The sequence below is a fragment of the Clostridiales bacterium FE2011 genome (assembly GCA_017569305.1).
Classification (GTDB): Bacteria; Bacillota; Clostridia; order Christensenellales; family Aristaeellaceae; genus Aristaeella.
The window spans coordinates 56,569-82,127 of the sequence record CP069418.1 but is presented as its reverse complement, the minus strand read 5'-3'; the positions used below and the strand labels follow the sequence as shown (position 1 = coordinate 82,127).

Genomic DNA, 25,559 nt, shown 5'->3' with positions numbered 1-25,559 from the left:
TGACAGGCTTAGCTCATATAATAATTTAATGTTTGAACATTCAGGAAATTACATGATCGGAGGGACGGAAATGGATATCCAGACACTTGAAAAATATGCGCGGCAGGTGAGAAGAGACATCATTATCATGACTGCTGCTGCAGGCTCAGGACATCCCGGCGGATCTCTTTCCAGCACGGAGGCTATGGTTGCGCTGTATTTTGATGTAATGAATGTGGATCCCAAGGATGACAAGAACCCTGACCGTGACAGGTTTGTTCTTTCCAAGGGCCATTCCGCTCCCGCTCTTTACGGAACACTTTGTGAACGCGGCTTTTTCGGTCGCGAGGAATTTGATCATTTCCGTCAGCTCCACGGTATTCTGCAGGGACATCCCGACACAAAAAAATGTCCCGGCGTTGATGCCTCCACCGGCTCTCTCGGACAGGGAATTTCCATTGCGGTCGGTATGGCTCTCGGAGCAAAGCATACAGGGAAAAAATGCCATGTTTACACAATCATAGGAGACGGTGAAAGCCAGGAAGGCCTTGTATGGGAAGCCAGCATGGCTGCCGCGCACTATAAGCTTGACAACCTGACCGTTATTCTGGATCATAACGGACTTCAGATTGACGGAACAAATGATGAAGTTATGAGTCTCGGAGATATCAAAGCAAAGGCTCTCGCTTTCGGATATGACGTGATTGAGGTTGCGGACGGCAACGATATGAAACAGGTTGTAGAGGCTCTGCATGTGCCTGCCTGTCCCGGCAAACCGAGATATATTATTCTGAATACGCTGAAGGGTAAGGGCGTCAGCTTTATGGAAGGCCAGGTCGGCTGGCATGGAAAAGCTCCGAATGCTGAACAGGCTGCCCAGGCACTGAAGGAATTGGAGGGCTGAAGAAATGGAAAAGAAAGCAGTTCGTGTTGCATATGGTGAGGCCCTTGTCAAACTGGGCGAAGAAAATGAGAAAGTCGTTGTGCTTGATGCTGACCTGGCCGGCGCAACAATGACAAACGGATTCAAGAAAGCGTATCCCAACCGGTTTTATGACTGTGGTATTGCAGAAGCAAACATGGTTGACGTTGCTGCCGGTATGAGTACAATGGGACTTATCCCTTTCTGCTCCACATTCGCGGTTTTTGCAGGCCGCAATTATGACCAGATCCGGAATGGCGTCTGTTACCCCAAATTCAATGTCAAGTTTGGTTTCAGCCATGCAGGCATTACGCTGGGTGAAGACGGCGGCAGCCATCAGGCTATCGAGGACATTGCGCTTATGAGAGTCCTGCCTGGTATGACTGTGTTTGTTCCTTCCGATGCCAACGAGTGTTACCAGTGTGTTGAAGCGGCAGCGAAAATTGAAGGCCCTGTATACATCCGTACAGCCAGACTCGCTACTCCTGTTTATGATCCCAGACCGTTTACCGTAGGAAAGGGAAATGTCATTCGTGACGGAAGCGACTGTGCGATATTCACATGCGGTATTATGCTGGAGCACGCTATAGAAGCTGCTGATATCCTTGCGGGCCAGGGTGTGAATGCGGCGCTCGTATCTTTCCATACGATCAAGCCTTTTGATGAGGAACTTGCTCTTCGCTATACAGCGAAATGCAGAAAAGTGTTTACTGTCGAAGAGCATTCCATCATCGGCGGACTTGGAGACACAGTAGCTTCCGCTATTATCGGAAACGGTGTTGAGAAGTTCATGAAGATTGGTATCAACGATGTGTTCGGCCAAAGCGGAAAACCGGCCGACCTCCTGAAAGAATATGAGCTGACCGGTCCCCAGATTGCAGAAAAAATCCTGAAGAATCTGTAATGCAATTCCCCCCTTTCCTGCGGCCTGAATGACATGCGGAAAGGGGGGTTCTGCAAAGATATGATTTTTTATTGGGTGATGAGTCATGTTATTTGCTTTTATCGTAAACCCTGCGGCAGGAAACGGATATTCTCTTGAAATCATGCAGAAGCTTGAGGAAACCCTTAAAGCCAAAGGTACGGAATACCGCATACACAGAACTGAACGGCCCGGCCATGGTACAGAGCTCGCTGTTAAACTTGCGGCTGATGAAGATGTTACAGCCGTTGTATCTGTCGGAGGAGACGGAACTGCGGGGGAGGTTGCTGCAGGTCTTACAGGAACAGGGAAACCCATGGGCATTATTCCAGCTGGTACCGGAAATGATTTTATCAAATCCGCGGGTATTCCCAATGAGCCTGACAAGGCGCTGGAATTGCTGCTGACAGGAATTGCAAAGCCCACTGATACAGGCACAGTAAACGACCGCTTTTTCCTGAATGTCTGCGGTACGGGATTTGATGTTACAGTCCTGGATTATGCGGAGAATGAAAAGAAAAAGCACAGGGGGCTCACACCTTATTTCCTTGGACTGATCAAAGCAATCTTTCATTATCAAAGCATTCATCTGAAGATAACCGCTGACGGAAAAGAACAGGAAGGAGAGTATCTTATCTGTTCTGTGGCGAACGGCCGTTTCATCGGCGGTGGCATCCCCATATGTCCGAAAGCTGATATTGAAGACGGAAAGCTTGATCTTGTTATGATCCGCAGTGTTCACAGGTGGCAGATTCCGTTTTACCTGCCGGGCCTGATGCTTTCCAAAGATCTGAAATTCAGAATAACGAAGCATTTCAGAGCTTCCGATATCCTGATAGAGGGAAACAGTCTGCGAATCAATGTGGACGGAGATATCAGTCCGATGAACAGCGTCGAATTCAGAATCAATCCAGGTTCATTGATGCTTATTCGGTAAAAGCCTGCTCTCAGGCTCAGACGCCATTTTGCAGGCTAAAGGAGGACAATGCGTTGGCAGTCAGAAAAGATATTCGGGACAAGGCGAAAAACCTGTGGATCAAAGGGATGAAAGCGATCGGCAATACTGCTGCCAGTATCGCAAATAATACACGGTACAAAGTGGACGAAGTTACTATCCAGAACCGCAGGAGGGAAGTGCTTGGTGACCTGGCCAATAAAGCCTATGCTTTATGGCTGAAGGGAGAAACATTTCCTGAACCAATGACCAGGATGCTTCAGGAACTGAAACAGCTTGATGAACAGCTCAATGATATCAGAGCTGAAAAATATGCAGCTTCCCTTACCGGAACAGCTGCAGCTCCGGCTGAACAGGACAATGAAGGCAGCGATGACGGCACAGAGGAAGAAGAGGATGACGAATTACCTGTATCAGAAGATAATTCATCTGTAAGCGCTGAAATAAACGGCTTGTTTGATAATACGGTTTCAGTGGGGAAAATGGCAGAGAAAGTAAATTCCACACTTAATCAGATGAGTGAAAGAATACACAGTTTTCCCCAGGACAGCAAAGACGATGATCAAAGGCAGGAATGAAGCGGGAATGAAACTACGCGTATTGAACCTTATCCTTTTTGCTATACTCCTGATCTGCTGTACAAACGCTGTATGTGAGCATACAGCGCAGATACAGATCACTGCCGACAACGAAGAATGGTCATGGGATCCCGGTGCGTACAATCAGTTTTCAGGCCGGATCGACCTAGCGGAGTTTTGCGGAAAAGAATTAACGATCAGAATATCCACTGATCTTTCATACGGCGGAGCCCCGGAAGAGGATCACAATCCGTTGTTTACAGTTGTTAACGGGCATCGTATTACGATGCTGAAACAAAAAAGCTCGGCTGTCTTCACACCTGATACGGAAAACCCTGCATTTGATTTTTCAGCCAGTATCAAGCTCCCTGAGAAAGGTCATGTGCGCAGTATAAGGCTGGATTTCAGAATTGTTGACGAAAACGGTACGGAACTGATGAATCTTCAGGATACCATCAGTGCCGGAGACAATGCCGCAGGCAGGGAGAACGGAACCTTTTACATTCCATACGATATCAGAACGATCATTTGGATTATTACCGCAGCCGCTGCTTTAGTCTGGGCGGTTGTACTGCTCAGAGACTTTATTAAGAAAAAGTATAGGAGATAATCATTATGCAGATCTATAACAGCATGACCCGTAAAAAAGAAACTTTTAAGCCGATCCATGATGGAAAAGTGGGTATCTATGCGTGCGGCCCTACTGTGTATAATTATTTCCATATCGGCAATGCCCGGCCTTTCATCACGTTTGACGTGTTGAGAAGGCAGCTGGAGCGGGAAGGCTATGAGGTTACTTTTGTCCAGAATTTCACAGATATCGATGACAAAATGATCAGAAGAGCCAATGAAGAAGGCATTACTGTAAAGGAACTTGCCGACAGATTTATTAATGAGTATTACAAGGATGCCAAAGCGCTGGGAATCCGTCCGGCTACGGTTCACCCCAAAGCGACAGAACATATTCCGGAAATCATCGCGCTGATTTCAAAACTGATTGAAAACGGTCATGCTTACGCATCGCCTTCAGGTGATGTTTATTATCGCGTATCCGCTTTCCCCGGCTATGGGAAACTGTCGGGCCAGAATGCAGACGACAGGGAAACCGGAGCCAGTGAAAGACTGAATGTTGATACCGACAAGGAAGCTCCTGAAGACTTCGCTTTGTGGAAGGCGCAGAAACCCGGAGAGCCCGCATGGGACAGCCCCTGGGGAAAAGGCAGACCCGGATGGCATGTTGAGTGCTCGGCCATGAGTATGAAGTATCTTGGAGAGACTTTCGATATACACTGCGGCGGCAAAGACCTTCTGTTTCCTCACCATGAAAACGAAATTGCCCAGAGCGAAGGCGCCACAGGGAAGAAGTATGTCAATTACTGGATGCATAACGGCTTCATCAATGTGGACAATCAGAAGATGAGTAAAAGCCTGAACAATTTCTTTACGGTCAGAGATATCGCGAAGGAATATGATCTGGAAGCTGTTCGTCTTTTTATGCTCAGTGCGCATTACCGTAGCCCGATCAATTTCAGCCGGGATCAGATTGATTCTGCAAATGCCAGCCTGAATCGTTTGTATACTGCACGGAATTCTCTCAGGTTCCAGCTTGAAAACGGGGAAGACAGACCGCTGAACGATAAGGAAAAAGAATTCATTGAGCGTCTGAAAGGATACGAAAAACGCTTTGATGACGCAATGGATGATGATATGAATACGGCGGACGCGCTGGGCGCTGTATTTGAACTGGTTAAGGACGCAAATGTTACTGTGGTTCAGGGCGCATCCAGGGAAGCTGCTCAGGCTGCACTGAAAAGCCTGGAGTCAATCTGCGACGTGCTGGGTATTCTCAGTAAAAAAGAAGAAGAACTGCCTCCTGAAATTGCAGCACTTGTAAATGAAAGGGCTGAGGCCAGAAAAAACAAAGACTGGGCCAGGAGTGATGAACTCCGCAGCAGGATTATACAGGCCGGATATATTCTTGAGGATACGAAACAGGGACAGAAAGTCAGAAAAGATGTCTGATAAAGCAAAACAACTGACGGGGCTTTTCCTTGTTCTGACGGGGATCGTGCTGAGCCTGATCCATGTTCTTACACCTGTATACAGTAACGGGATGGTTTACAGAACAGGCAGCCGTATATACTGGCAGCTAGGCAGTATTCCTGCCAAACAGGACGGAATCGTCAGAATCAACGACGCCGGGGAGGAAGAGTTGGAAACACTCCCCGGCATCGGGAAGGTTTATGCAATACAGATGATTGATGAACGAGACAGGAACGGTCCGTTTTTTTATCCTGAGGATCTGACAGCGGTTCACGGAATCGGACCCGGAACATTGAAGAAACTGTATCAATATATTGATCTGAAGATTGAATAAAGGGAGGCAAAGATGGCATATCGTGCACTGTACCGTGAGTGGAGACCCAAGGATTTCTCCCATGTCGTCGGACAGGCTCCGATTATCGGAACGCTGAGAAATCAGGTTGTCACCAACAGGATTGCACATGCATACCTGTTCTGCGGATCCCGTGGAACCGGAAAGACCTCCACAGCCAAAATTCTGGCTAAAGCGATTAACTGTCTGCATCCTGAAAACGGTGATCCATGCGGAAAATGTGAGAATTGTCTGCGTGCTGACAATGAAGAAACCCTTGACGTTATTGAAATCGACGCTGCCAGCAATAACGGCGTGGATGAGATGCGGGAACTGAGGGATACAGTCAAATATCCGCCCCAGTACGGGAAATATAAAGTTTATATTATTGATGAAGTACATATGCTGTCCACATCAGCATTCAATGCACTGCTGAAGACACTGGAGGAACCCCCTGCCCATATTGTTTTCATCCTGGCAACAACCGAACCGCAGAAACTGCCTGAAACAATCCTGAGCAGATGCCAGCGGTTTGATTTCGGCCGGATTCCGAGCACGGAAATAGCCGGGAGACTGAAGGAAGCAGCTGAAGGCAGCGGAGCGCAAGTGTCTGACGGCGCTCTTATGATGATTGCAAGGGCCGCCGACGGCGGTATGCGTGATGCACTCAGCATTCTGGACATGTGCCTTGGATACAGTGATCAGGTAGATGAAGATCTCGTCCGGAGCATTCTCGGAACAAGCGATACATCCTTTTTATTTGAGTTCAGTAAAGCACTGGCGGAACAGGATGCATCGAAAGTTTATCTCATGATAGACAGGCTCATGCGTGACGGCAAAGACCCGGCTGTTTTTGCAAAAGATGTCTGCAGACATATCAGGGCCCTGTTGATTGCAAAAACCAGCCCGGAGGATGTATCCATGATTATGGACATATCCAAAGACGAAGCTGCTGAATACGTTCGTCAAAGCAAGTCAATGACAGTATCCAGGCTTATGAAAATACTGGATCTGTTTATGGCGCTCGAAACGGAAATGAGATATGCTTCCACACCCCGTATGGCTCTGGAAAACGCCAGTATCAAGAGCTGCCTGAGAATCGACGGGACAGACACTCAGGCGCTGAATGACAGGATTGCTGAACTGGAAAAACGGATAGACGATATGCTGAAGAATCCTGCGGGAAGAGCAGCTGCTGTACAGATGCCTGTTCAGGAAGCAAAGCCCGACCGGCAGCAGCCCAAAGAAGAGAAAAAGATTCCTCACACTGCCGGAAAAGAAAACGGTGGAAATCAGGCTTCAGTATGGAAAGAACTGATGAGTACAATCCGCGGAAAAGATATGACTGCCTGGAGCTTCCTTTCCCAGGGACGCATGATCGGATGCAAAAACGGACGGTATCTCTGGCAGGCGGACAGGAAAGAAGCTGAAGCGCAGTTTATAACTGTTCTCAACATGCCGGAGAGGAATAAAACCATCTGCGAATGCCTTCAGGAGATAACCGGCCAGTCGTGCGCATTTGCTGCCGTGCCTCAGGGTAAATCAGCTGAAGCAGCTGAAAACAACGGTGATGATGAATATCTTGAATCCATTTATGAAACCTTCGGAAAAGAACCTGTAAATATTGTGGATGAAATCTAAAAGATCCCGGCTGAATTTTCAGCCGGGATCTCTGGTATATGCAAGGCGGATCAGTTCAGTTCCTGAGCATCATTCTCAATAGTGACTTCCTCAACACTGCGGATTGCCCAGCGTGCAACAACCATGGAAAGATTGTCCTTTCCGACAGAAAGGGTAATGGTATCGTCTTTCAGGCCGGTAATGGTGCCATAAATACCGCCGATTGTACAGATGCGGTCACCGGCTTTCAGGTTGTTCAGCATTTCCTTGACCTGTTTGTCTTTTTTGCGCTGCGGACGAATCAGCATGAACCAGAAGACAACAAAAATAAGAATAAGGGGGAGGAACGTGGTTGCCAGAGCAGCAATGGAACTGACCTGCTGGACTTCTCCTTCAGCGCCGGCAACAGCGGCGGTTTCTTCAGCAATGGCTGAAGCGATGCCGAAAATGTTTTCAATCATGACAGAATAAACTCCTTTCAAGCTCATGTAGCACATATTATAACAGACAAACATAACGGTTACAAGACATCGGAAAGGGAGAATAACAACAAAAAACAATATTCAGGTTTTATGGCAGGGTACGGGTTGCCACGATATCGGCATCAGTTTTCAGTATATGAGGAATGATGACCTGGCCTGCCTGAATCGGGGTGTGGATCTGAATGCGGCCAAGTTCCCGCATCACATCCTGAATCAATTCCTTTGGAACCGGAACCGATGTTTTGACGGAAAGGGGCATCCGGCTTCCTTTAACCGGTACAACAGCTGTGATGATACGCTTGGGAAGTGTGCACTCCTGCCGGGCGTATACAGCACCGCGGGGGCAGGTATTGCCCGTAACAGAAAGGAATTCGCCTGTATCTGAAAGCGAAACTGTCATACGGCATCCAACGGGACAATTTATGCATGTAATGATCTGTTCCATGGAATTCAGCTCCTTTCCATACGCACGGTGAGAACATCTTCTCCCAGGCCGCGAAGACTTTCAGGCTTCAGTGTGATAAGTGCCATTTCCCCGGGGGTATAAATCAGAGCCTTCTTCCTGCAGATTTCAACATTTCCGCATTCCACTACAGCAGAGCAGTTTCGGTATACGCCTGCAGGGCGGAACATAAGATCAACGGGAGAATCCACGTTCCGGTGTATTTTCTGCGGAACGGTTCCGCGGACACCGTCACCGTCCACGACGGTAAAATATGAGTCTCCGGAATGCCTGTTCATTACAAATGATGCTGCAGATAATCCGGCTTTATAGCTTTCAGCTGAAACATGATCCACAAGATCATGGACGTGCAGTACATTTCCGCATGCAAAAATTCCCGGTACATTTGTTTCAAATGTTTCATCCACGACTGCTCCGGATGTGGCGGCTGAAAGCGTTACACCAGCGCCGAGACTCAGCTCGTTTTCAGGAATGAGACCGCAGGAAAGCAGGAGCGTATCGCAGCTGAAGTGTTTTTCCGTTCCTGGGACAGGTTTTCTGTTCTGATCCACTTCAGAGACTGTGACTCCCTCAAGACGGTGAAGCCCCTGTATATCTGTTACCGTATGACTGAGAAACAGCGGGATATTGTAATCCTGAAGGCATTGCACAATATTCCGGTTTAATCCGGAGGAGTAAGGCATAATCTCTACACAGGCAAGTACTTTTGCTCCCTGCAGCGTCATGCGTCTGGCCATGATCAGCCCGATATCGCCGGAGCCGAGGATAACGACTCTTTTTCCGGGCATAAAGCCTTCAAGATTCACAAAACGCTGTGCTGTACCGGCAGAATAAATACCGGCACAGCGTGTTCCAGGGGTGCAGAGAGCGCCGCGCGGACGTTCACGGCAGCCCATGGCGAGAACCACAGCTTTTGCAAGAATGCGCTGCATCCCGTAAACAGGAGATACGCATGTGACAAGACGGTCTCGTGAGACAGACAATACCATTGTGGAACATTCGATCGGAATCCCCAGTTCGGCAGCTCTGTCAATATCTTTTTGTGCATATTCCGGCCCGGTCAGTTCTTCTTTAAAACGATGAAGTCCGAAACCGTTGTGGATACACTGGCGGAGTATGCCGCCCGGCTCCTTTTCACGATCAATGACAAGAAGGGAGCTGATACCGGCTTCTCTGGCTGCTATGGCAGCAGCCAGTCCGGCAGGACCTGCACCGATTACCAGTATATCAATATTCCGATCTGTCATGTGTTGTATCTCCTTTCAGGAAGGATTCAACAGAACCTGCCAGAATGAAACTGTCTCCGTTTCCTTTTTTTACGTCCTGTAAAGGTATTCCCGTTTCTTCAGCGATGATATCAGCGACGCGCGGCATACAGAAACCGCCCTGGCATCTTCCCATGCCTGCGCGTGTGCGACGCTTGACTCCGTCTATTGTGCGGGCACCGACAGGGCGGCGGATGGCAGCACGTATCTCTGCTTCCGTGACAGTTTCACAGCGGCAGATGATATTGCCGCAGGCAGGATCAGCGGCTACAGCTTTTTCTCTTTCTTCTGTATCCATATCACGGAAGGGTACGGGCAGAATGCAGCAGGGAATCATTTCAGCCTTGGCTGAAAGCTTTAGCTGATCAGCAATCATCCCGGCCAGATCCTGCGCAATGGCGGGTGCGGAAGAAAGCCCGGGACTTTCAATCCCGATGGCTTCATAGTATCCGGGACAGGAGTCACAGGAACCAACGATAAAATCATCAGTTGCAAGATGGGCACGCACACCGCTGAAATTGGTTATATTGGATCGTACAGATATTGTCGGCCAGGTAAGGGCTGCTTTCCGGAGAACTTCAGCCAGCCCCTCTGAAGTGGTGGCTGTGTCCATCGGATCTTCAATATCTTCAGCTGTCGGCCCCAGAAGGGTGTTGCCATGAACGGTAGGACTGACCAGCACTCCTTTTCCCATGGATGACGGACATTGGAAGATTGTGTGCCTGAAAGGCAGGTTGTCCGTACGGTCCAGAAGATAATACTGTCCGCGGCGGTGAATCATTTCCAGCTTTGCGCCTGAGAGCTGATTGTGAAGAAATGCCCCGTAAGAACCGGCGCAATTGACGAGGGCACGGCAAAAATATTCATCAGAGCAGGTAACGACACGGAATAATCCGTCAGGCTGAAGATGAACTGAAACAACATTTTCATTGAAGCGAAAGGAAACACCGTTCAAAGCAGCATGATCTGCAATTGCAAAGGCAGTTTCATAAGGGCTGATGATCGCACTTGTCGGAACATAAAGCGCACATTTGACCTGAGGATTGAGCGCCGGCTCCATGGAAAGGAGTTCGTCGTGCTCCAGAATTCTGAGCCCGGGAACGCCGTTTTTTTCCCCGCGAAGCCTGAGCTGCACGATGGTTTCCCGATCCTGTTCATTCAGGGCGATAACCAGGGCACCACACTGTTTGTAAGGCAGACCAAGCGAAGAACATAAACCGGGATATATGGACGCGCCGCGGACGTTGTAATATGCCTTCAGGCTGCCGGGTGCAGCATCATAACCGGCATGAACAATACCGCTGTTAGCTTTGGTCGCACCTTCAGCAATGTCACTTTCCTTTTCCAGAACAATGACGGAAGCATTATAGGCTGCAAGTTCCCTGGCAACACAGCATCCTGTGATACCGGCACCAATAATCAGTATATCTGACTTTGTTTTCATGTTGTCGCCTCCTGCATCATAATATCAGAAGATACGGAGGCATGCAATCCGGAATACTATGGAAATGAAGGACTCGCGTTGTGCCGCGGACAGATTGATCGGTTGCGTATAGGGCATGGGAATGATATAATAATCTGAATCATGCTTAATGGGGTGAAGAGATGATAACATCGATTTGTCTGAATCCCTGTTTTGACAAAACAGTCAATGTTGAGAGCCTTCAGACAGGCCAGGTGAACAGAATACGGGACGCCCGTGTTGATCTGGGCGGCAAGGGGATCAACGTTGCCGTCGTCGCCGGCAGACTTGGACTGGATGTACAGTGTATCGGGATTATGGGGGAAAACGGTGCGTCTGACCTGACTGCCATGATGGACAGGGAAGGACTCAGACATCATTTTCTGACTGTGCCGGGACATGTCAGGACCAACATGAAGGTATACAGTCTTGACGGCCAGGGAGTAACCGAACTGAATGAACCCGGCACCCCTCTGACAGCTGAAATGATCGGAAAATTTACGGAACTGGCGGAACAGGCTACCGCTGAAAGCGATATGATCGTATTGACAGGCAGCCTTCCTCCGGGCTGCCCCGAAGGAACATACAGGGATCTGATGACGGCCCTGAAGGGTAAAAAATGTATTCTTGATACTGAAGGAAAAGAACTGGAACTCGCTGCAAAAGGAGCCCATCCTTTTCTGATCAAGCCTAATCTGCGCGAAATGGAAGCAACGCTTGGGATTGAACTGAGAACCATGAGGGCAATTCGTGACGCGGCACTTCTGTTTATAAAGCTTGGGGTACAGCATTCAGTGGTATCAATGGGTGCTATCGGCGCTATGTACATCTCCGCAGACAAAACACTTTTTGCTCCGGCTCTCCGTGTTGAAACAAAATCCACTGTCGGTGCCGGGGATGCAATGATCGGCGGTATGCTTCTAGGATATGAGATAGAGAAGGATATGGCCAAGGCGTTCAGATACGGTATAGCCGCCGGAGCAGCCAGCGTCATGACAGAGGGGACACAGTTAATTGTCAGATCTGATTTTGAAACGCTGCTTGATCAGGTCAAGGTACAGGAAGTGTAATAAAGATGCTATTTCGGCGAAACAGGGTTGAGTATTCAGACGGAGAGATTGATCTGATTCCAATCCATATCGGCGTACTGAACCGGGAGCTTGCTCTTGGCCATGAACAGATCTGGAGGATCACAATTCACGATCAGAAACAGGAAATCGGACAGATCAGTTATCGTGACGGAGAAGGCCGGAATGTCTATTACTTCGGACATATCGGATATCACATTGATCCGCCGTACCGCGGAAAACACTATGCCTACAGGGCGTGCAGTCTTCTTGCAAGGGAAATAAGGCTGTCAGGGAAGAGCTCTGTTGTCATTACCTGTGATCCTGATAATGAGGCGAGCCGGAAAACCTGTATAAGACTGGGATGTTTCTTTGAAAGAATAGCGGATGTCCCGGAGGATATTTACAGCAGATTTGAGATCAGCCATACTAAATGCCGGTATATCTGGCATATTGAATCAACGGATGAAAGATGAAAGAGAACATTAAAAACACGGAAATCCATTACAGACTGGAAGGAAACGGTGAAAGCAGGGTCGTTCTTCTCCATGGATGGGGCTGTGATATGAAATTGATGGCTCCTGTGGCGGACGCGCTTGTGCAGACACACCGGGTTCTTCTCGTGGATTTCCCGGGACACGGTGAAAGCGGACGGCCACCGGAACCATGGGGCGTACCGGAATATGCGGCATGTCTGAAGGAACTTTTGGAAAAGATTGAATTTTTTCCTTGCTCAGTGATCGCTCACAGCTTTGGATGTCGTGTGACAGCATGGCTGGCTGCGAAAGAGCCGGAGCTTTTTGATCGAATCGTTTTTACAGGCGCTGCGGGCATAAGGCCTAAACAGACAGAAACCGCCCGGAAACGCAGCGAGGAATATAAAAAACTGAAGAGACATTGTGAAAGGCTCAGGCATATCCCTTTCCTCAGGCCGGCTGCTGACAGATTTGAAAAAAAGCTCAGGGAAAAATACGGAAGCCGTGATTACAATGCACTGGATGATGAAATGAAAAAAACGTTCGTGAAGGTTATTAACCTTGATCTTACAGACCTTTACGAAAAATTTCGTGCAAGCACACTCCTGATCTGGGGTGATTCCGATACGGAGACACCGCTCTGGATGGGAAAAGAAATGGAAAAACGCATTCCGGATGCCGGCCTTGTTGTTTTTGAAGGCGGTACACATTTTGCTTATCTGGAACAGCTGCAGCGATTCAATACAATCGTCGGCCAGTTCCTGAAGGGAGCTTAATCAAATGCTTTTATCTGTCCTTCTGTGCATGGGAATTGCTGCCGGATGTCTGCTGGCAGGACGGATTTTTCTGCATTATTTTCAACTGGAAAGCTATCAGTTTCCGGGGTATTTCCGCACCGTCAGGCGAAATCTTCTCAAGTCGATCCTGCCTGGCATATGCATGATGATACTCCTGGCTGTTTCATCACAGCTGATTTCGCTGAAGCTGACGGATGTCAGCAGACAGTGGTACCTGTACCTGGCTGAAATTATTATCCTGGTAACAGGAGGTTACTTTATCGGGAAGGCCTTTTCGGAAAGAAAAGCCAAGAAAGCATTTGTGATTACGCCCCGTGTGAAACGGCTTTATGCAACGTCTTTCATCGTCCTTTCGCTGCTGTTGATTCTGCTGATGATTTGGGTGAGAAACAAGGAAGCGAGAGTTGCAGGCGCGCTTATTCTTATATTCCCTGCACTTCTGCCGGGGCTGATCGCATTATGCGGTTTGCTTGCATGGCCGCTGGAAAAGATTATCAGTGAACTTTACTTCAGGGATGCCCAGAGAATCCTGAAAGAACGCGGTGATCTGCTCAGAATCGGAATTACAGGGAGCTGGGGGAAAACAAGCGTCAAATTCATCCTGGGAACAATTCTTGGTGAAAAGTATCAGACACTGGTGACACCTGCCAGTTACAACACTCCGATGGGAGTGACAAAAGTGATCCGTTCAAGACTGGAGCCGGGACATCGTATTTTTATTGCGGAGATGGGAGCCCGGCATGTGGGCGATATTAAGGAAATGTGCCGGCTGGTACATCCTCAGATCGGTATCCTGACTTCTGTAGGTCCGCAGCATCTGGATACATTCAGGACGCTGGATAGAATTAAAAAGACAAAGTACGAGCTGATTGATGCTCTGCCGGCAGACGGAAAAGCTTTTTTTGCTGATGACGACGGAATATGCAGGGAGCTGTATGATCAGACAGAAAAACAGAAATATATATCCGGTTTTGACAGCAGCAGAGATGATGTCTGGGCTGAAGAAATAACCTATTCACCTGAAGGCAGCAGTTTTCTTTTGTGTACAACGGACGGAAGCATTCCATGCAGTACACAGCTGCTGGGTGAACTGAATATCCGGAATATCCTTCTGTGTGCATCTGTCGCATTGAATCTGGGGCTGACAATGGAACAGATATCCCGCGGGATTCGGAAAATCAATCCCATTGAACACCGGCTTCAGCTGATCAGGCATCCCGGCGGACTGAACGTCATAGATGATGCTTTCAACAGCAATATACGCGGCGCCCGACAAGCTTTTGATGTCCTGAAGCAGTTCCCGAAACAGAGGATTGTTGTCACTCCCGGGATGGTTGAACTTGGAGAACGTGAGACTGAAATGAACCGGGAATTCGGACAGGCTTTGGCCGATTGCTGTGATATGGTAATCCTTGTCGGAAAAAAACGCAGTGAAGCTATCAAAAGAGGCCTTCAGGAAAAAGGTTTTCCGGAAAAAGATATCAGAATTGTTTCCAGCCTGACGGAAGCAACTGCAATACTGAAAGAAATATCCGGAGCCGGGGATACGGTTCTGTTTGAGAATGATCTCCCCGATAATTACACAGAATGAAAACTGGGAGGACAGAAGCATGAAAAAGCAGATCGGTGTAATTTTCGGAAGCAGAAGCTGTGAGCGCGAGGTTGCGATTATCAGCGCAGTTCAGCTTATGCGGCATGCCGACAGGGAAAAATATGACATTATTCCGGTATATATCAGTGAGGACGGAAACTGGTATACAGGTGACAAACTGAAAGAAATCCAGACTTATAAGCCTTTCCATCCTGATCAGAAGGGAATCATCCGTGTTTTTCCGGATCTGTCTTCGGGTTCAGGTGCACTGCTGACAGTCAGAAAAGATTCCGGACTGTTTGCACGGGAAAGAACAGAGATTGCAGCACGTATAGATGCCTATATCATCGTCATGCATGGGTTGAACGGTGAAGACGGCACACTGCAGGGACTGATGGAGCTGATCAACGTACCCTATACTTCCACAGGCGTTGCGGGAAGTGCGCTGGGAATGGACAAGATCATGATGAAGCAATTCTTTCAGGGCGCCGGGCTGCCTGTTCTGCCGGGATTAAGTTTTACACGCAGCGGCTTTTCCAGGGAGCGTGAAACTGTCCTGAACAAAGTTGAAAAGGAACTTGGCTTCCCGGTTTTTGTAAAACCTGCGAATCTGGGATCCAGTATCGGAGTAAGCAGGGCGGACGATACAGAATCGCTGGCTGACAGTCTTGAACTTGCGTTCGAGTATGACAGACGGGTGCTTGTGGAAAAAGGGCTCGACAGGCCTATCGAGCTCAACTGCAGTGTTATGGGATATGACGATGTTGTTGAGGCTTCACCGATTGAAATGCCCCTGAACAATGATGAATTTCTTGATTTCAAGGATAAATATCTTGCATCCGGCGGAAGCAAAGGAATGGCAAGCCTGCACAGAGTGCTTCCCGCACCGATAGAGGAGGAGCTGAAGAATGAAATCCAGGAGATGAGCCGGACCATATTCCGCATGCTGGATTGTAAAGGTGTTGTACGGATTGATTATATGTTTGATAAACACAGCGAGAAACTGTATATAACGGAAATAAACACCATTCCGGGCAGCCTGGCGTTCTATCTGTGGGAAAATGCAGGAATACCGTACAGTACACTGATTGACAGAATGATTGATTTTGCTGAAAAAGCACATGCTGATAAAAATCAGGCCAATTATGCCTATTCGAGTGACATTCTGAAAAATGTTTCCTTCGGAGCCAAGGGTGCTAAAGGGTGCAAAGGAATGAAATACTCTAAATGACGAAGGGATGTCATGTCAAAGATGCTGGAAAAAATACAATCTCCGCGCGATCTGGACGGAATGAGCTATGAACAGCTGGAACAGCTTGCGGGGGAGATACGGAAATCACTGATTTCCACAGTTTCCTCCAACGGCGGTCATCTGGCATCCAATCTTGGTGTTGTCGAGCTTACGCTGGCACTGCACCGTGTGTTTCATATGCCTGAAGATAAAATTGTTTTTGACGTGGGGCACCAGAGCTACATTCATAAAATGATCACAGGCCGGTATGACCGGTTTTCAACGCTCAGATCCTACGGCGGCTTGTCCGGATTTCCGAAAAGATGTGAAAGTGCATATGATTGCTTTGAAACCGGCCATGCCAGCACCGCAATATCTGCTGCTCTGGGCATGGCAAGAGCGAGGGATTATCAGAACGGACATTATGATGTGATAGCTGTTGTGGGTGACGGAGCGCTTACAGGAGGTATGTGCTATGAGGCGCTGAATGATGCCGGAAACAGCAAAACAAATATGATCGTTGTACTGAATGATAATGAGATGAGCATCGCTCCCAATGTGGGCGCACTTTCACAGTACCTTACGCGGCTGCGCATCAGTGCCGGATGGCAGAGTGCCAAACAGCATGTACGGCATCTGAATCAGATCCCTGTTATCGGCAAACCGCTGTACAGGGTTATTCACGGCATCAAGAAAGTGCTCCGTTCACTGGTCGTCAGAGACAATGAAACCGGTTTTTTTGAAGCGCTTGGATTTGAATATTACGGTCCGATAAACGGACACGATATAGAAGAAATGGAAAAGGCTTTCCGGCAGGCCAGGAACAGAAAAGGTCCCTGTGTTATACAGGTTCTGACAAAAAAAGGGTATGGATACGATAAAGCGGAAGAACGCCCTGAAGCCTTTCACGGAACTCCGCCTTTCTATGTTGAAACAGGATACAGGATTGATAAGCCGCAGTCTCCATCCTGGGGTCATATTATGGCAGATACACTGGCGGATATGTCTGAAAAAGACAACAGGATTGTTGCAATAACAGCGGCGATGAAACTAGGGACAGGTCTGGATCATTTTGCTGAACGTTTTCCTGAGCGACTGATTGACGTAGGGATTGCAGAGGAACATGCGGCGACAATGGCCGCCGGACTGGCATCAGGCGGTATGAGACCGTATGTCGCGGTTTACGCCAGCTTTTTCCAGCGGTGTTATGACCAGATGATCCATGATGTATGTATGCAGCATCTTCCTGTGGTATTTCTTCTGGACAGAAGCGGTATCGGAGGTGAAGACGGTCAGACCCATCACGGTCTTTTCGATTTTTCCATGACAATACCGGTTCCGGGCATGACTGTGCTGGCTCCTTCCTCCTCTCAGGAACTGATCAGCATGCTGAGATGGAGTCTGGAACAGGATGGCCCATGTGTGATCCGTTATCCCAAATCGATCAAACCGGTTCAGCAGCAGAAGCAGGATCGCTCCTTTACAGCAGGAAAATGGGAGGAGCTGAAGGCAGGCTGCGATGTAATTCTGCTTGCCACAGGATCAATGGTTCCAAAGGCGATGGATACTGCCCATATCCTGGAACAGCATGGAATCAGTACCTGCGTTGTGAACTGTTCGACCGTGAAGCCGCTGGATGAAGAATATCTTGCTTCCATTCCTCAGGGTGCGCGGGTGTACACAATGGAAGAACATATGCTGGCAGGAGGATTCGGAGAATATGTCAGCCGATACTGCCTGGACAAGGGCTACAATGTTCCTGCCTTCTGTTATGCAGTCAGGGACTGTTATATTCAGCACGGTGATCATGAGAGACTGATCAGGGATGCAAAGCTGGATGCAGAATCACTTGCGGAAGATATATGTCAAAAGACGAAAGGAGAAAACACCTGTGGCCGATAAAATCAGGGCAGATCTTGCGCTGGTACAGCAGCATCTGTGTGAAAGCAGGGAACGCGCACAGGCCGCAATCATGGAGGGCCGTGTTTTTGTCGGGGAAAGAAGGATCAATAAAGCTTCCGAAAGCATCGGAAGCCTGGATGTTCTTACTTTGAAATCTCCTGAAAACGAGTATGTCAGCAGAGGAGCGCTGAAACTGGAAAAGGCTGTGCGTGTATTTGACGCTGACCTGAGGGACCGCGTGATCATGGATATCGGATCGAGCACAGGAGGCTTTACCGATGTATGTCTGCGCAATGGCGCAAGGAAAGTATATTCAATCGATGTGGGATACGGACAGCTGGACTGGAAACTGCGCAATGACCCGCGTGTCACTGTTATGGAAAGAACCAACGCAAGATTTCTGGAAAGCAGCATGTTTTCCGAAAAACCTGAGATAACGGTGATGGATGTAAGCTTTATTTCAATACGTCTGATTCTGCCGGCTGCCGCAGGAATCATGGGAGATCAGGGAGTGTTCTATACACTGATCAAACCCCAGTTTGAAGCCGGAAGGGAAAATGTGGGCAAAAACGGGGTGGTACGGGATCCGGAGATTCACAGGAGTGTTATTACAAATATAACAACTTTTACCGAAAAGATGGGGTGGTGCACAGTCAAACTGGATTATTCACCTATCACCGGGCCGAAGGGAAACATAGAATTTCTGGCTGAAATCAGGAAACAGGACGGAAGCAGAACAGGAGTTACTGCTGACAGAATTCATACTGTAGTAAACGAAGCTCACGAAAGCATGATACATTCATAAACAAGATAAATCAAAAAGCGTCCAAGGAAAAACTTCGTTCGGCGGAGACGAAACAGACACCTGCGCATCTTCATTCCATGGATGGGGAAAAGAAAGGCTGTATGCCCATAAAGCAGGAGAGGATGCCTTGATACGGCTGCCGTATTTCCGGTCGCCGACCAATGGAAAGCCCCGGGAGGAAAACTGTACACGGATCTGATGCGTGCGGCCTGTGTGCAGCGATATACGCATAAGAGAAAGAGGCTGATCATTGCAGAAGGCTGTTCCGATTACCTTCCAGTCACAGAGAGCTTCCTTGACGCCTTTTCTTTTTTGTCTGACAACATAGGTTTTATTGGATCTTTTATCATGATAAAGATAATCACGGAAAGATCCGTTTTTTTCTTCCGGTTTTCCTGAGATGACAGCCAGGTATTCTTTCATGACTCTTCCTTCCAGGAAAAGTTTCTGAAGTCCCGTGCAGGCATGGGCTGTAGCAGCAAGCACACATACTCCTCCGGTACCCTGGTCCAGGCGGTGGACAGGATAAAACCTGCCGCCCAGCTGCTCCTGAACCATATCCGGCAGCCCTGGCGACTCCGAAAGCACGCCGACAGGTTTGCTGCAGACTAAAAAATCCTTGTCAGTATACAGAACCGGAATCATTTTTGCACATGCCTTTCTGCTTTTTTGCATATATTCATCAATATACAAAAAAATGCATATCTCTTGAGTATATATACAGGTTGTGATACTATTTTGTCAAATCCTGCGGGAGGAAAGATGCAAATGCTGAAAGCGGCCGGGCTGATTCTGAATGTGGAAAACCAGGATGCGGTGAGATATGCTGAAAAAGCTTCTGCCTTTTTTCAACGCCATCATATTCTGACGTTTAATCCTCAGACGGACGATAATCATCTTAAGCCGGATCTGATCGTTACCTTTGGCGGAGACGGCACGCTGCTGATCGGAGCAAGGTATGCCATGGAATATGATATTCCTTTACTTGGCATTAATCTCGGGACAGTCGGCTTTCTTACCGAAGAAGATCCGAAACACCTGGAGGAAGCGCTTACCGCCATTATCAACGGCCAGTACCATGTGGAATACAGAAGCCTTCTGCATGTTGTCAATAAACGAACAGGCGACGAATATTACGCCTTGAATGACGCGGTGATTACACGCGGCGGTTATGCAAGACTGATCCGCGTTGACGTTACAGTGGACAGAAAGGAATACTGTACCTTTACAGCGGACGGACTCATTGTGGCAACACCGACAGGATCAACCGGATATTCACTATCGGCGGGTGGACCGATTGTTGAACCGGGAATGAACTGTATGATTATTACGCCTGTATGTCCACACAGTATGCAGCATTGCCCGTGTATTGTTTCAGAGAAAGCAGACATACGCCTTTTACTGAAACCGGAAAGGGAACAAACAGCAGAACTACAGATCGACGGACAGAATATGGGAAGTCTCAGCGCCGGAGATGAAATACATGTCACCGGTACAGACCGGAAAATCAGCCTGATTCGACTGCATCCATATGATTTTTTCGGACTGACACGCAGAAAACTCAGTGAATGGGGCTCATAAAAAACAGATTGGAGAGAGGAACCGATATGAAATCCAGCCGACAGGATGAAATTTTACGGATTATCAGGGAAAGAGATGTGGAAACACAGGAAGAGCTTGCGACAGAACTGCGGAAAACAGGATATAAAGTCACACAGGCCACAGTATCCAGGGATATCAGGGAACTGAAACTGATCAAAGTGGCTGCGAATGGCGGCGGCTTCAAATATGCAAAACCAGAAAGACATGAAACTGCTGTCAGTGACAGACTGACAAGAATACTGAATGATTCTCTTGTGAATGTTGATTATGCTGGAAATATGATTGTGGTCAAGACGCTCAGCGGCTCAGCCAATGTGGCAGCTGAAGCGCTGGATAATCTTGGTTGGGAAGAAATACTCGGCACAATTGCCGGAGACAATACCATTTTCATTGTTGCCAGAGATGAAACGGATACGGCTGAAATCACGAACAGAATCCGTAAACTGACTGATCACAGATAAAACGGGAGCTGTATATGCTAAAATCCTTAACAATCCACCAAATCGCTCTCATCGATGATGTTACGATTCAATTCCATGAAGGCATGCAGGCTCTGACAGGTGAAACGGGAGCCGGGAAAAGTATTGTTGTCGATGCTGTAAGCCTTATCCTCGGCGGAAGAGCAGACAGAGACCTGATCCGGACAGGATGCGAGAAAGCATCGGTAGAGGCTGAGTTTTCTGTCCGGGACAACCCGAACGTCCAGGCTTTCATGGATCAGGAAGGCATTGAGTATGACGGTACCAATATAACAATCTACAGGGAGATATCCACAGGCGGCAAAAACATATGCAGGGTTTGCGGCGTGATGATTCCTGTTGCAAGGCTCAGGGATCTTGCAGGATGGCTGCTTGATCTTCATGGACAGAATGACCACAGATTTCTTACCGAACCTGATATGCATCTGGCGTTTCTTGATCAGACAGGTGACGATAAGCACAGATTACTGCTTGAAAAAGTCAGGGAAGACTGCGATGCTTTTCTGAGCAATCACAGAGCATACGCGCGTCTTGTGAAAAAAAATGAAAACAGAGAAGCAAAACTGATTTCGCTCGAACGGGATCTTGAAGAGCTGCGGAAGGCGCGCGTCAGGAACGGAGAAGCAGAACGGCTCCTGGATGAAAGGAAAAAGGCTGAAGGGATCCTGAAAAAATCAGAAATGCTTAAGGAGATCCGGGAACATCTGTCCGGGAATGAAGATGGTTTTTCCGCACTTTCAGAGATCAGAACAGCTTCTGCTCTGATGAAGAACCTTTCAGAAAAAAGCAGCGAGATAAAAGAGATCGGTGAAAAGTGCGAGTCCCTGTTTTTTGAACTGGAAGAAATAGCTTACCAGATCAGCCAGATGTCAGACAGAATCGGCTTTAATCCGGAAGACGTAGAACGGATAGATCAGAGGCTTGACCTGATTCATCGGCTGGAGCGTAAATACGGGGTGTCATCATCGGAAATACAGGAACTGACAACCGGAATGGAGGAGGAATACAAAACACTGGTAAACCTGGAGGACGAAGTTAACCGAATGTCCTCTGAACATAAAAAAACACTGAGCATTTACAGAAATACCGCAAAAGAACTGACAGAGTCCAGGAAAAAACTGGCGTCTGCCTTTGAAAAAAAGATGATGAAGGAACTCGGCGACCTGGGTATGGGGAATACTGTTTTCAGTGTTGCATTTAAGCCCAATGAAACCGGAAAGCCCATTATGCCTTCAGAAAATGGAGATGACCGAATCGAATTTATGATAAGTCCGAATCCAGGAGAACCATTAAAACCGCTTGCGAAAATCGCTTCCGGCGGTGAACTGAGCAGGATCATGCTGGCAGTCAAGACAATGGAAACTTCACATTCCGGAGTGGAATCCATGGTCTTCGATGAAATCGATACAGGAATAAGCGGCCGTATGGCCCAGGTTGTAGCAGAAAAAATGATGTCTATTTCAAGTGAGAAACAGGTTATTTGTGTTACACATCTTCCTCAGATTGCCGCCGCATCGGATTATCATTATCTCGTAAAGAAATCTGTATTGGGGAACAGGACGCATACTTCTGTCACAGAACTGGGACATGAGGAAAGAGTTTCAGAAGTCGGGAGGATGATCAGCGGGGCTGATGGCATTACAAGTGAATCCAATGCATACGCCGAAAGACTGATAACAGCCGCAGACGCTATAAAGCATCAAAGGAAAAAAATGTAAAAACCCGTGCCTGAACGACAGGAACAACAGCTGCATAAAAGAAAATACTTGCATTGTATCTTTTCTGCTCTTATAATAAATTGATGGATAAGTAACGGCTTTCGAGGACTGTAAGCCGTTCCGTGAATATGATCGGGGAGGAATTTTGAATGTCCAAAAAGTATCTGTACCTCTTCACTGAAGGCGATGCTACCATGCGTGAATTGCTTGGCGGCAAAGGCGCTAATCTTGCCGAGATGACCAAAGTCGGCCTGCCTGTTCCGCAGGGATTTACCATTTCGACGGAAGCCTGTACCCAATACTATGAAGACGGTCGTCAGATTAACGACGAAATCCAGGCACAGATCATGGAATATATTACCAAAATGGAGGAAATCAACGGTAAGAAGTTTGGCGATCTGAAAAATCCGCTGCTGGTTTCCGTCCGCTCCGGTGCACGGGCATCCATGCCTGGTATGATGGACACAATTCTCAATCTCGGACTGAATGATGAAGTTGTGGAAGCCATGATTGCCGGAAACAGCGATCCCAAATTTGCCCGTTTTGTATACGACAGCTACCGCCGTTTTATCCAGATGTATTCCGACGTGGTTATGGAGGTCGGTAAAAAATACTTTGAACAGCTGATCGACGAGATGAAGGCAAAGAAAGGCGTCACCTACGATGTCGAACTGACGGCTGAAGATCTGAAAGAACTGGCAGGTCAGTTCAAAGCTGAATACAAATCCAAGATCGGGGAAGATTTCCCCGCTGATCCCAAAGAACAGCTGATGGGCGCTGTAAAAGCTGTGTTCCGTTCCTGGGATAACCCCCGCGCAAATGTATATCGCAGAGATAATGATATTCCGTACAGCTGGGGCACAGCAGTCAATGTTATGCCCATGGTATTCGGCAACCTGAATGACAATTCCGGCACAGGCGTTGCATTTACCCGTGATCCCGCAACAGGCGAAAACAAACTGATGGGCGAATTCCTTGTGAATGCCCAGGGTGAAGACGTTGTTGCGGGTGTTCGTACTCCCATGCCTATTTCCCAGATGAAAGATCAGTTCCCTGAAGCATATGCTGAATTTGAAAAAGTCTGCAGCCTGCTTGAAAAGCATTACCGTGATATGCAGGACATGGAATTCACCGTTGAAAACGGAAAACTGTACATGCTGCAGTGCCGTAACGGCAAGAGAACAGCGCAGGCTGCGCTGAAGATTGCATGTGATCTTGTGGATGAAGGCATGCGCACTGAAGAAGAAGCAGTATCCATGATTGATCCCCGCAATCTGGACACGCTGCTCCATCCTCAGTTTGATGCCGCGGCTCTGAAGAAGGCTGAACCGATCGGAAAAGGACTTGGCGCTTCTCCCGGCGCTGCCTGCGGTAAAATCGTGTTCACCGCAGAAGATGCAGAAAAGTGGGCGGAAAGAGGAGAAAAAGTTGTCCTGGTCCGTCTGGAAACTTCTCCGGAAGACATTACCGGCATGAAGAGTGCACAGGGTATCCTGACTGTGCGCGGCGGTATGACAAGCCATGCGGCAGTTGTGGCGCGCGGCATGGGTAAATGCTGCGTTTCCGGCTGCGGTGAAATCGCCATGGATGAGGAAAACAAAAAATTCGAGCTGGCTGGAAAGACCTTCAAAGAAGGAGATTTCATTTCTATCGACGGAACAACGGGACGCATTTATGACGGCCTGATTCCTACCGTTGATGCAAAGATTGCCGGTGAATTCGGCAGGATTATGGCCTGGGCTGATAAATACCGCAAGCTTCATGTCCGCACAAATGCTGATACTCCTGCGGATGCCAGAAAAGCCAGGGAACTCGGCGCAGAAGGCATCGGCCTGTGCCGTACAGAGCATATGTTCTTTGAACCGGAACGCATTGCGGCTTTCCGTGAAATGATCTGTTCCGATACAGTGGAAGAACGTGAAGCGGCATTAAACAAAATTCTTCCTTATCAGCAAAGCGATTTTGAAAAGCTGTATGAAGCGCTTGAAGGATATCCTGTCTGCATCCGGTTCCTTGATCCGCCTCTTCATGAGTTTGTTCCCACAAACGAAGAAGAGATCAAGCAGCTTGCTGACGCTCAGGGAAAGAGCGTTGAAACCATCAGGAACATCATTGCTTCCCTGCATGAGTTTAACCCGATGATGGGACATCGCGGATGCCGTCTGGCGGTTACCTATCCTGAAATTGCAAAAATGCAGACTAAAGCTGTGATCAGGGCTGCAATCAATACTCAGAAGGCTCATCCCGACTGGCATATTCGTCCTGAAATCATGATTCCGCTTGTCTGCGAAGTCAAGGAACTGAAGTTTGTTAAAAAGGTTGTTATCGAGACTGCTGACGCAGAAATTGCAAATGCAGGAGCTGCACTTGAATATGAAGTCGGTACAATGATTGAGATTCCGCGTGCGGCACTGACTGCAGACGAAATAGCCGCTGAAGCTGATTTCTTCTGCTTTGGTACCAATGACCTTACTCAAATGACTTTTGGTTTCAGCCGTGATGATGCCGGTAAGTTCCTGAGTGCTTATTATGATACCAAGATCTTTGAAAACGATCCGTTTGCCAAGCTTGATCAGACAGGCGTCGGTAAACTGATGAAGATGGCTATTGAACTTGGCCGTCCTGTTAACCCGAAACTGCATGTTGGTATCTGCGGTGAACACGGTGGAGATCCGAGCTCCGTGGAATTCTGCCATAAGATCGGCCTGGATTACGTAAGCTGTTCGCCCTTCCGTGTTCCGATTGCCCGGCTTGCTGCGGCACAGGCAGCTATCAGCAATTCCGGAAAATAAATACAATTTCAAATTCGGGATTAATCATCCCTGAAAAAACGAGGCACAGATAATCATATCTGTGCCCCGTTTTTCTG

At 48.0% G+C, this 25,559-nt stretch carries 24 protein-coding genes; 19 read left to right on the top strand and 5 right to left on the bottom strand.

From position 1 onward, the window contains the following. Positions 1–70 precede the first annotated feature (70 nt). The 8 genes from JRC49_00400 to dnaX all read left to right on the top strand — a co-directional run bounded on the left by JRC49_00400 (position 71) and on the right by dnaX (position 7,371). On the top strand, positions 71–883 hold the full coding sequence (locus JRC49_00400; GenBank protein QTE71327.1) for a transketolase: 813 nt from the start codon (positions 71–73) through the stop codon (positions 881–883). Between the two features lie 4 nt (positions 884–887). Beyond that, positions 888–1,805: a transketolase family protein gene (locus JRC49_00395; GenBank protein ID QTE71326.1), complete on the top strand. Its 918-nt coding sequence runs from the start codon at positions 888–890 to the stop codon at positions 1,803–1,805. An 85-nt stretch (positions 1,806–1,890) separates the two neighbouring features. Beyond that, positions 1,891–2,760, top strand: coding sequence for a diacylglycerol kinase family lipid kinase (locus JRC49_00390; GenBank protein ID QTE71325.1), 870 nt, complete (start codon positions 1,891–1,893; stop codon positions 2,758–2,760). A gap of 53 nt (positions 2,761–2,813) precedes the next feature. Next, complete coding sequence (locus JRC49_00385) at positions 2,814–3,356, top strand: hypothetical protein (protein QTE71324.1); 543 nt, start codon at positions 2,814–2,816, stop codon at positions 3,354–3,356. After that, complete coding sequence (locus JRC49_00380; GenBank protein ID QTE71323.1) at positions 3,337–3,966, top strand: hypothetical protein; 630 nt, start codon at positions 3,337–3,339, stop codon at positions 3,964–3,966. Before JRC49_00385 ends, JRC49_00380 begins: the two co-directional genes overlap by 20 nt. A gap of 5 nt (positions 3,967–3,971) precedes the next feature. Continuing rightward, on the top strand, positions 3,972–5,378 hold the full coding sequence (locus tag JRC49_00375; protein QTE71322.1) for a cysteine--tRNA ligase: 1,407 nt from the start codon (positions 3,972–3,974) through the stop codon (positions 5,376–5,378). Continuing rightward, positions 5,296–5,733 (top strand): helix-hairpin-helix domain-containing protein, encoded by a 438-nt coding sequence (locus tag JRC49_00370; protein ID QTE71321.1) that lies wholly within the window; start codon positions 5,296–5,298, stop codon positions 5,731–5,733. Before JRC49_00375 ends, JRC49_00370 begins: the two co-directional genes overlap by 83 nt. A 12-nt stretch (positions 5,734–5,745) precedes the next feature. Continuing rightward, complete coding sequence (gene dnaX / locus JRC49_00365) at positions 5,746–7,371, top strand: DNA polymerase III subunit gamma/tau (protein QTE71320.1); 1,626 nt, start codon at positions 5,746–5,748, stop codon at positions 7,369–7,371. 50 nt (positions 7,372–7,421) lie between these two features. On the opposite strand, the gene yajC is transcribed toward dnaX, so the two are convergent. The 4 genes from yajC to JRC49_00345 all read right to left on the bottom strand — a co-directional run bounded on the left by yajC (position 7,422) and on the right by JRC49_00345 (position 11,004). After that, on the bottom strand, positions 7,422–7,811 hold the full coding sequence (gene yajC, locus JRC49_00360) for a preprotein translocase subunit YajC (protein QTE71319.1): 390 nt from the start codon (positions 7,809–7,811) through the stop codon (positions 7,422–7,424). 109 nt (positions 7,812–7,920) lie between these two features. After that, positions 7,921–8,277, bottom strand: coding sequence for a DUF1667 domain-containing protein (locus JRC49_00355; protein ID QTE71318.1), 357 nt, complete (start codon positions 8,275–8,277; stop codon positions 7,921–7,923). Positions 8,278–8,282: 5 nt separating this feature from the next. Further along, entirely contained in the window at positions 8,283–9,542 is a 1,260-nt protein-coding gene (locus JRC49_00350) for an FAD-dependent oxidoreductase (protein QTE71317.1), read from the bottom strand. After that, positions 9,523–11,004, bottom strand: a complete 1,482-nt coding sequence (locus tag JRC49_00345) for an NAD(P)/FAD-dependent oxidoreductase (GenBank protein ID QTE71316.1) — start codon at positions 11,002–11,004, stop codon at positions 9,523–9,525. The genes JRC49_00350 and JRC49_00345 overlap by 20 nt, the downstream gene beginning before the upstream one ends. A 161-nt stretch (positions 11,005–11,165) precedes the next feature. Between JRC49_00345 and JRC49_00340 the strand changes: the two genes are divergently transcribed. The 7 genes from JRC49_00340 to JRC49_00310 all read left to right on the top strand — a co-directional run bounded on the left by JRC49_00340 (position 11,166) and on the right by JRC49_00310 (position 18,891). Then, on the top strand, positions 11,166–12,092 hold the full coding sequence (locus JRC49_00340) for a 1-phosphofructokinase family hexose kinase (GenBank protein QTE71315.1): 927 nt from the start codon (positions 11,166–11,168) through the stop codon (positions 12,090–12,092). 5 nt (positions 12,093–12,097) lie between these two features. Then, the gene (locus tag JRC49_00335; GenBank protein QTE71314.1) at positions 12,098–12,565 is read left to right on the top strand and encodes a GNAT family N-acetyltransferase; all 468 of its coding nucleotides are present in this window, start codon (positions 12,098–12,100) and stop codon (positions 12,563–12,565) included. Beyond that, positions 12,562–13,341, top strand: a complete 780-nt coding sequence (locus JRC49_00330) for an alpha/beta hydrolase (GenBank protein ID QTE71313.1) — start codon at positions 12,562–12,564, stop codon at positions 13,339–13,341. Before JRC49_00335 ends, JRC49_00330 begins: the two co-directional genes overlap by 4 nt. Positions 13,342–13,504: 163 nt before the next feature. Further along, a complete protein-coding gene (locus JRC49_00325; GenBank protein ID QTE71312.1) occupies positions 13,505–14,953 on the top strand; it encodes a UDP-N-acetylmuramoyl-tripeptide--D-alanyl-D-alanine ligase in 1,449 nt (482 codons plus the stop codon). Between the two features lie 19 nt (positions 14,954–14,972). Further along, the gene (locus JRC49_00320; GenBank protein ID QTE71311.1) at positions 14,973–16,184 is read left to right on the top strand and encodes a D-alanine--D-alanine ligase; all 1,212 of its coding nucleotides are present in this window, start codon (positions 14,973–14,975) and stop codon (positions 16,182–16,184) included. 12 nt (positions 16,185–16,196) lie between these two features. Then, positions 16,197–18,086 carry a 1-deoxy-D-xylulose-5-phosphate synthase gene (locus JRC49_00315; protein ID QTE71310.1) on the top strand — a complete coding sequence of 630 codons (1,890 nt, stop codon included), beginning with the start codon at positions 16,197–16,199 and terminating at the stop codon, positions 18,084–18,086. Beyond that, on the top strand, positions 18,022–18,891 hold the full coding sequence (locus JRC49_00310; GenBank protein ID QTE71309.1) for a TlyA family RNA methyltransferase: 870 nt from the start codon (positions 18,022–18,024) through the stop codon (positions 18,889–18,891). The genes JRC49_00315 and JRC49_00310 overlap by 65 nt, the downstream gene beginning before the upstream one ends. Here JRC49_00310 and JRC49_00305 read toward each other — a convergent pair. Further along, the gene (locus JRC49_00305) at positions 18,886–19,584 is read right to left on the bottom strand and encodes an RluA family pseudouridine synthase (protein QTE71308.1); all 699 of its coding nucleotides are present in this window, start codon (positions 19,582–19,584) and stop codon (positions 18,886–18,888) included. The genes JRC49_00310 and JRC49_00305 overlap by 6 nt on opposite strands. Before the next feature lie 75 nt (positions 19,585–19,659). On the opposite strand from JRC49_00305, the gene JRC49_00300 reads away from it, so the two are divergent. The 4 genes from JRC49_00300 (at position 19,660) to JRC49_00285 (ending at position 25,482) form a co-directional block, all read left to right on the top strand. Next, positions 19,660–20,472 (top strand): NAD(+)/NADH kinase, encoded by an 813-nt coding sequence (locus JRC49_00300; GenBank protein QTE71307.1) that lies wholly within the window; start codon positions 19,660–19,662, stop codon positions 20,470–20,472. 26 nt (positions 20,473–20,498) lie between these two features. Further along, the gene (locus JRC49_00295) at positions 20,499–20,954 is read left to right on the top strand and encodes an arginine repressor (GenBank protein QTE71306.1); all 456 of its coding nucleotides are present in this window, start codon (positions 20,499–20,501) and stop codon (positions 20,952–20,954) included. Positions 20,955–20,968: 14 nt separating this feature from the next. Beyond that, on the top strand, positions 20,969–22,690 hold the full coding sequence (gene recN, locus JRC49_00290) for a DNA repair protein RecN (protein ID QTE71305.1): 1,722 nt from the start codon (positions 20,969–20,971) through the stop codon (positions 22,688–22,690). 149 nt (positions 22,691–22,839) lie between these two features. Then, positions 22,840–25,482 carry a pyruvate, phosphate dikinase gene (locus JRC49_00285; GenBank protein ID QTE71304.1) on the top strand — a complete coding sequence of 881 codons (2,643 nt, stop codon included), beginning with the start codon at positions 22,840–22,842 and terminating at the stop codon, positions 25,480–25,482. Positions 25,483–25,559: the final 77 nt, after the last annotated feature.

Coding starts and splice junctions, on each gene's coding strand:
- JRC49_00400 (QTE71327.1), top strand. CDS start 71: ATGGATATCCAGACACTTGAAAAATATGCGCGGCAGGTGAGAAGAGAC.
- JRC49_00395 (QTE71326.1), top strand. CDS start 888: ATGGAAAAGAAAGCAGTTCGTGTTGCATATGGTGAGGCCCTTGTCAAA.
- JRC49_00390 (QTE71325.1), top strand. CDS start 1,891: ATGTTATTTGCTTTTATCGTAAACCCTGCGGCAGGAAACGGATATTCT.
- JRC49_00380 (QTE71323.1), top strand. CDS start 3,337: ATGATCAAAGGCAGGAATGAAGCGGGAATGAAACTACGCGTATTGAAC.
- JRC49_00375 (QTE71322.1), top strand. CDS start 3,972: ATGCAGATCTATAACAGCATGACCCGTAAAAAAGAAACTTTTAAGCCG.
- JRC49_00370 (QTE71321.1), top strand. CDS start 5,296: ATGAACTCCGCAGCAGGATTATACAGGCCGGATATATTCTTGAGGATA.
- dnaX (QTE71320.1), top strand. CDS start 5,746: ATGGCATATCGTGCACTGTACCGTGAGTGGAGACCCAAGGATTTCTCC.
- yajC (QTE71319.1), bottom strand. CDS start 7,811: ATGATTGAAAACATTTTCGGCATCGCTTCAGCCATTGCTGAAGAAACC.
- JRC49_00355 (QTE71318.1), bottom strand. CDS start 8,277: ATGGAACAGATCATTACATGCATAAATTGTCCCGTTGGATGCCGTATG.
- JRC49_00350 (QTE71317.1), bottom strand. CDS start 9,542: ATGACAGATCGGAATATTGATATACTGGTAATCGGTGCAGGTCCTGCC.
- JRC49_00345 (QTE71316.1), bottom strand. CDS start 11,004: ATGAAAACAAAGTCAGATATACTGATTATTGGTGCCGGTATCACAGGA.
- JRC49_00340 (QTE71315.1), top strand. CDS start 11,166: ATGATAACATCGATTTGTCTGAATCCCTGTTTTGACAAAACAGTCAAT.
- JRC49_00335 (QTE71314.1), top strand. CDS start 12,098: ATGCTATTTCGGCGAAACAGGGTTGAGTATTCAGACGGAGAGATTGAT.
- JRC49_00330 (QTE71313.1), top strand. CDS start 12,562: ATGAAAGAGAACATTAAAAACACGGAAATCCATTACAGACTGGAAGGA.
- JRC49_00325 (QTE71312.1), top strand. CDS start 13,505: ATGATGATACTCCTGGCTGTTTCATCACAGCTGATTTCGCTGAAGCTG.
- JRC49_00320 (QTE71311.1), top strand. CDS start 14,973: ATGAAAAAGCAGATCGGTGTAATTTTCGGAAGCAGAAGCTGTGAGCGC.
- JRC49_00315 (QTE71310.1), top strand. CDS start 16,197: ATGTCAAAGATGCTGGAAAAAATACAATCTCCGCGCGATCTGGACGGA.
- JRC49_00310 (QTE71309.1), top strand. CDS start 18,022: ATGCAGAATCACTTGCGGAAGATATATGTCAAAAGACGAAAGGAGAAA.
- JRC49_00300 (QTE71307.1), top strand. CDS start 19,660: ATGCTGAAAGCGGCCGGGCTGATTCTGAATGTGGAAAACCAGGATGCG.
- JRC49_00295 (QTE71306.1), top strand. CDS start 20,499: ATGAAATCCAGCCGACAGGATGAAATTTTACGGATTATCAGGGAAAGA.
- recN (QTE71305.1), top strand. CDS start 20,969: ATGCTAAAATCCTTAACAATCCACCAAATCGCTCTCATCGATGATGTT.
- JRC49_00285 (QTE71304.1), top strand. CDS start 22,840: ATGTCCAAAAAGTATCTGTACCTCTTCACTGAAGGCGATGCTACCATG.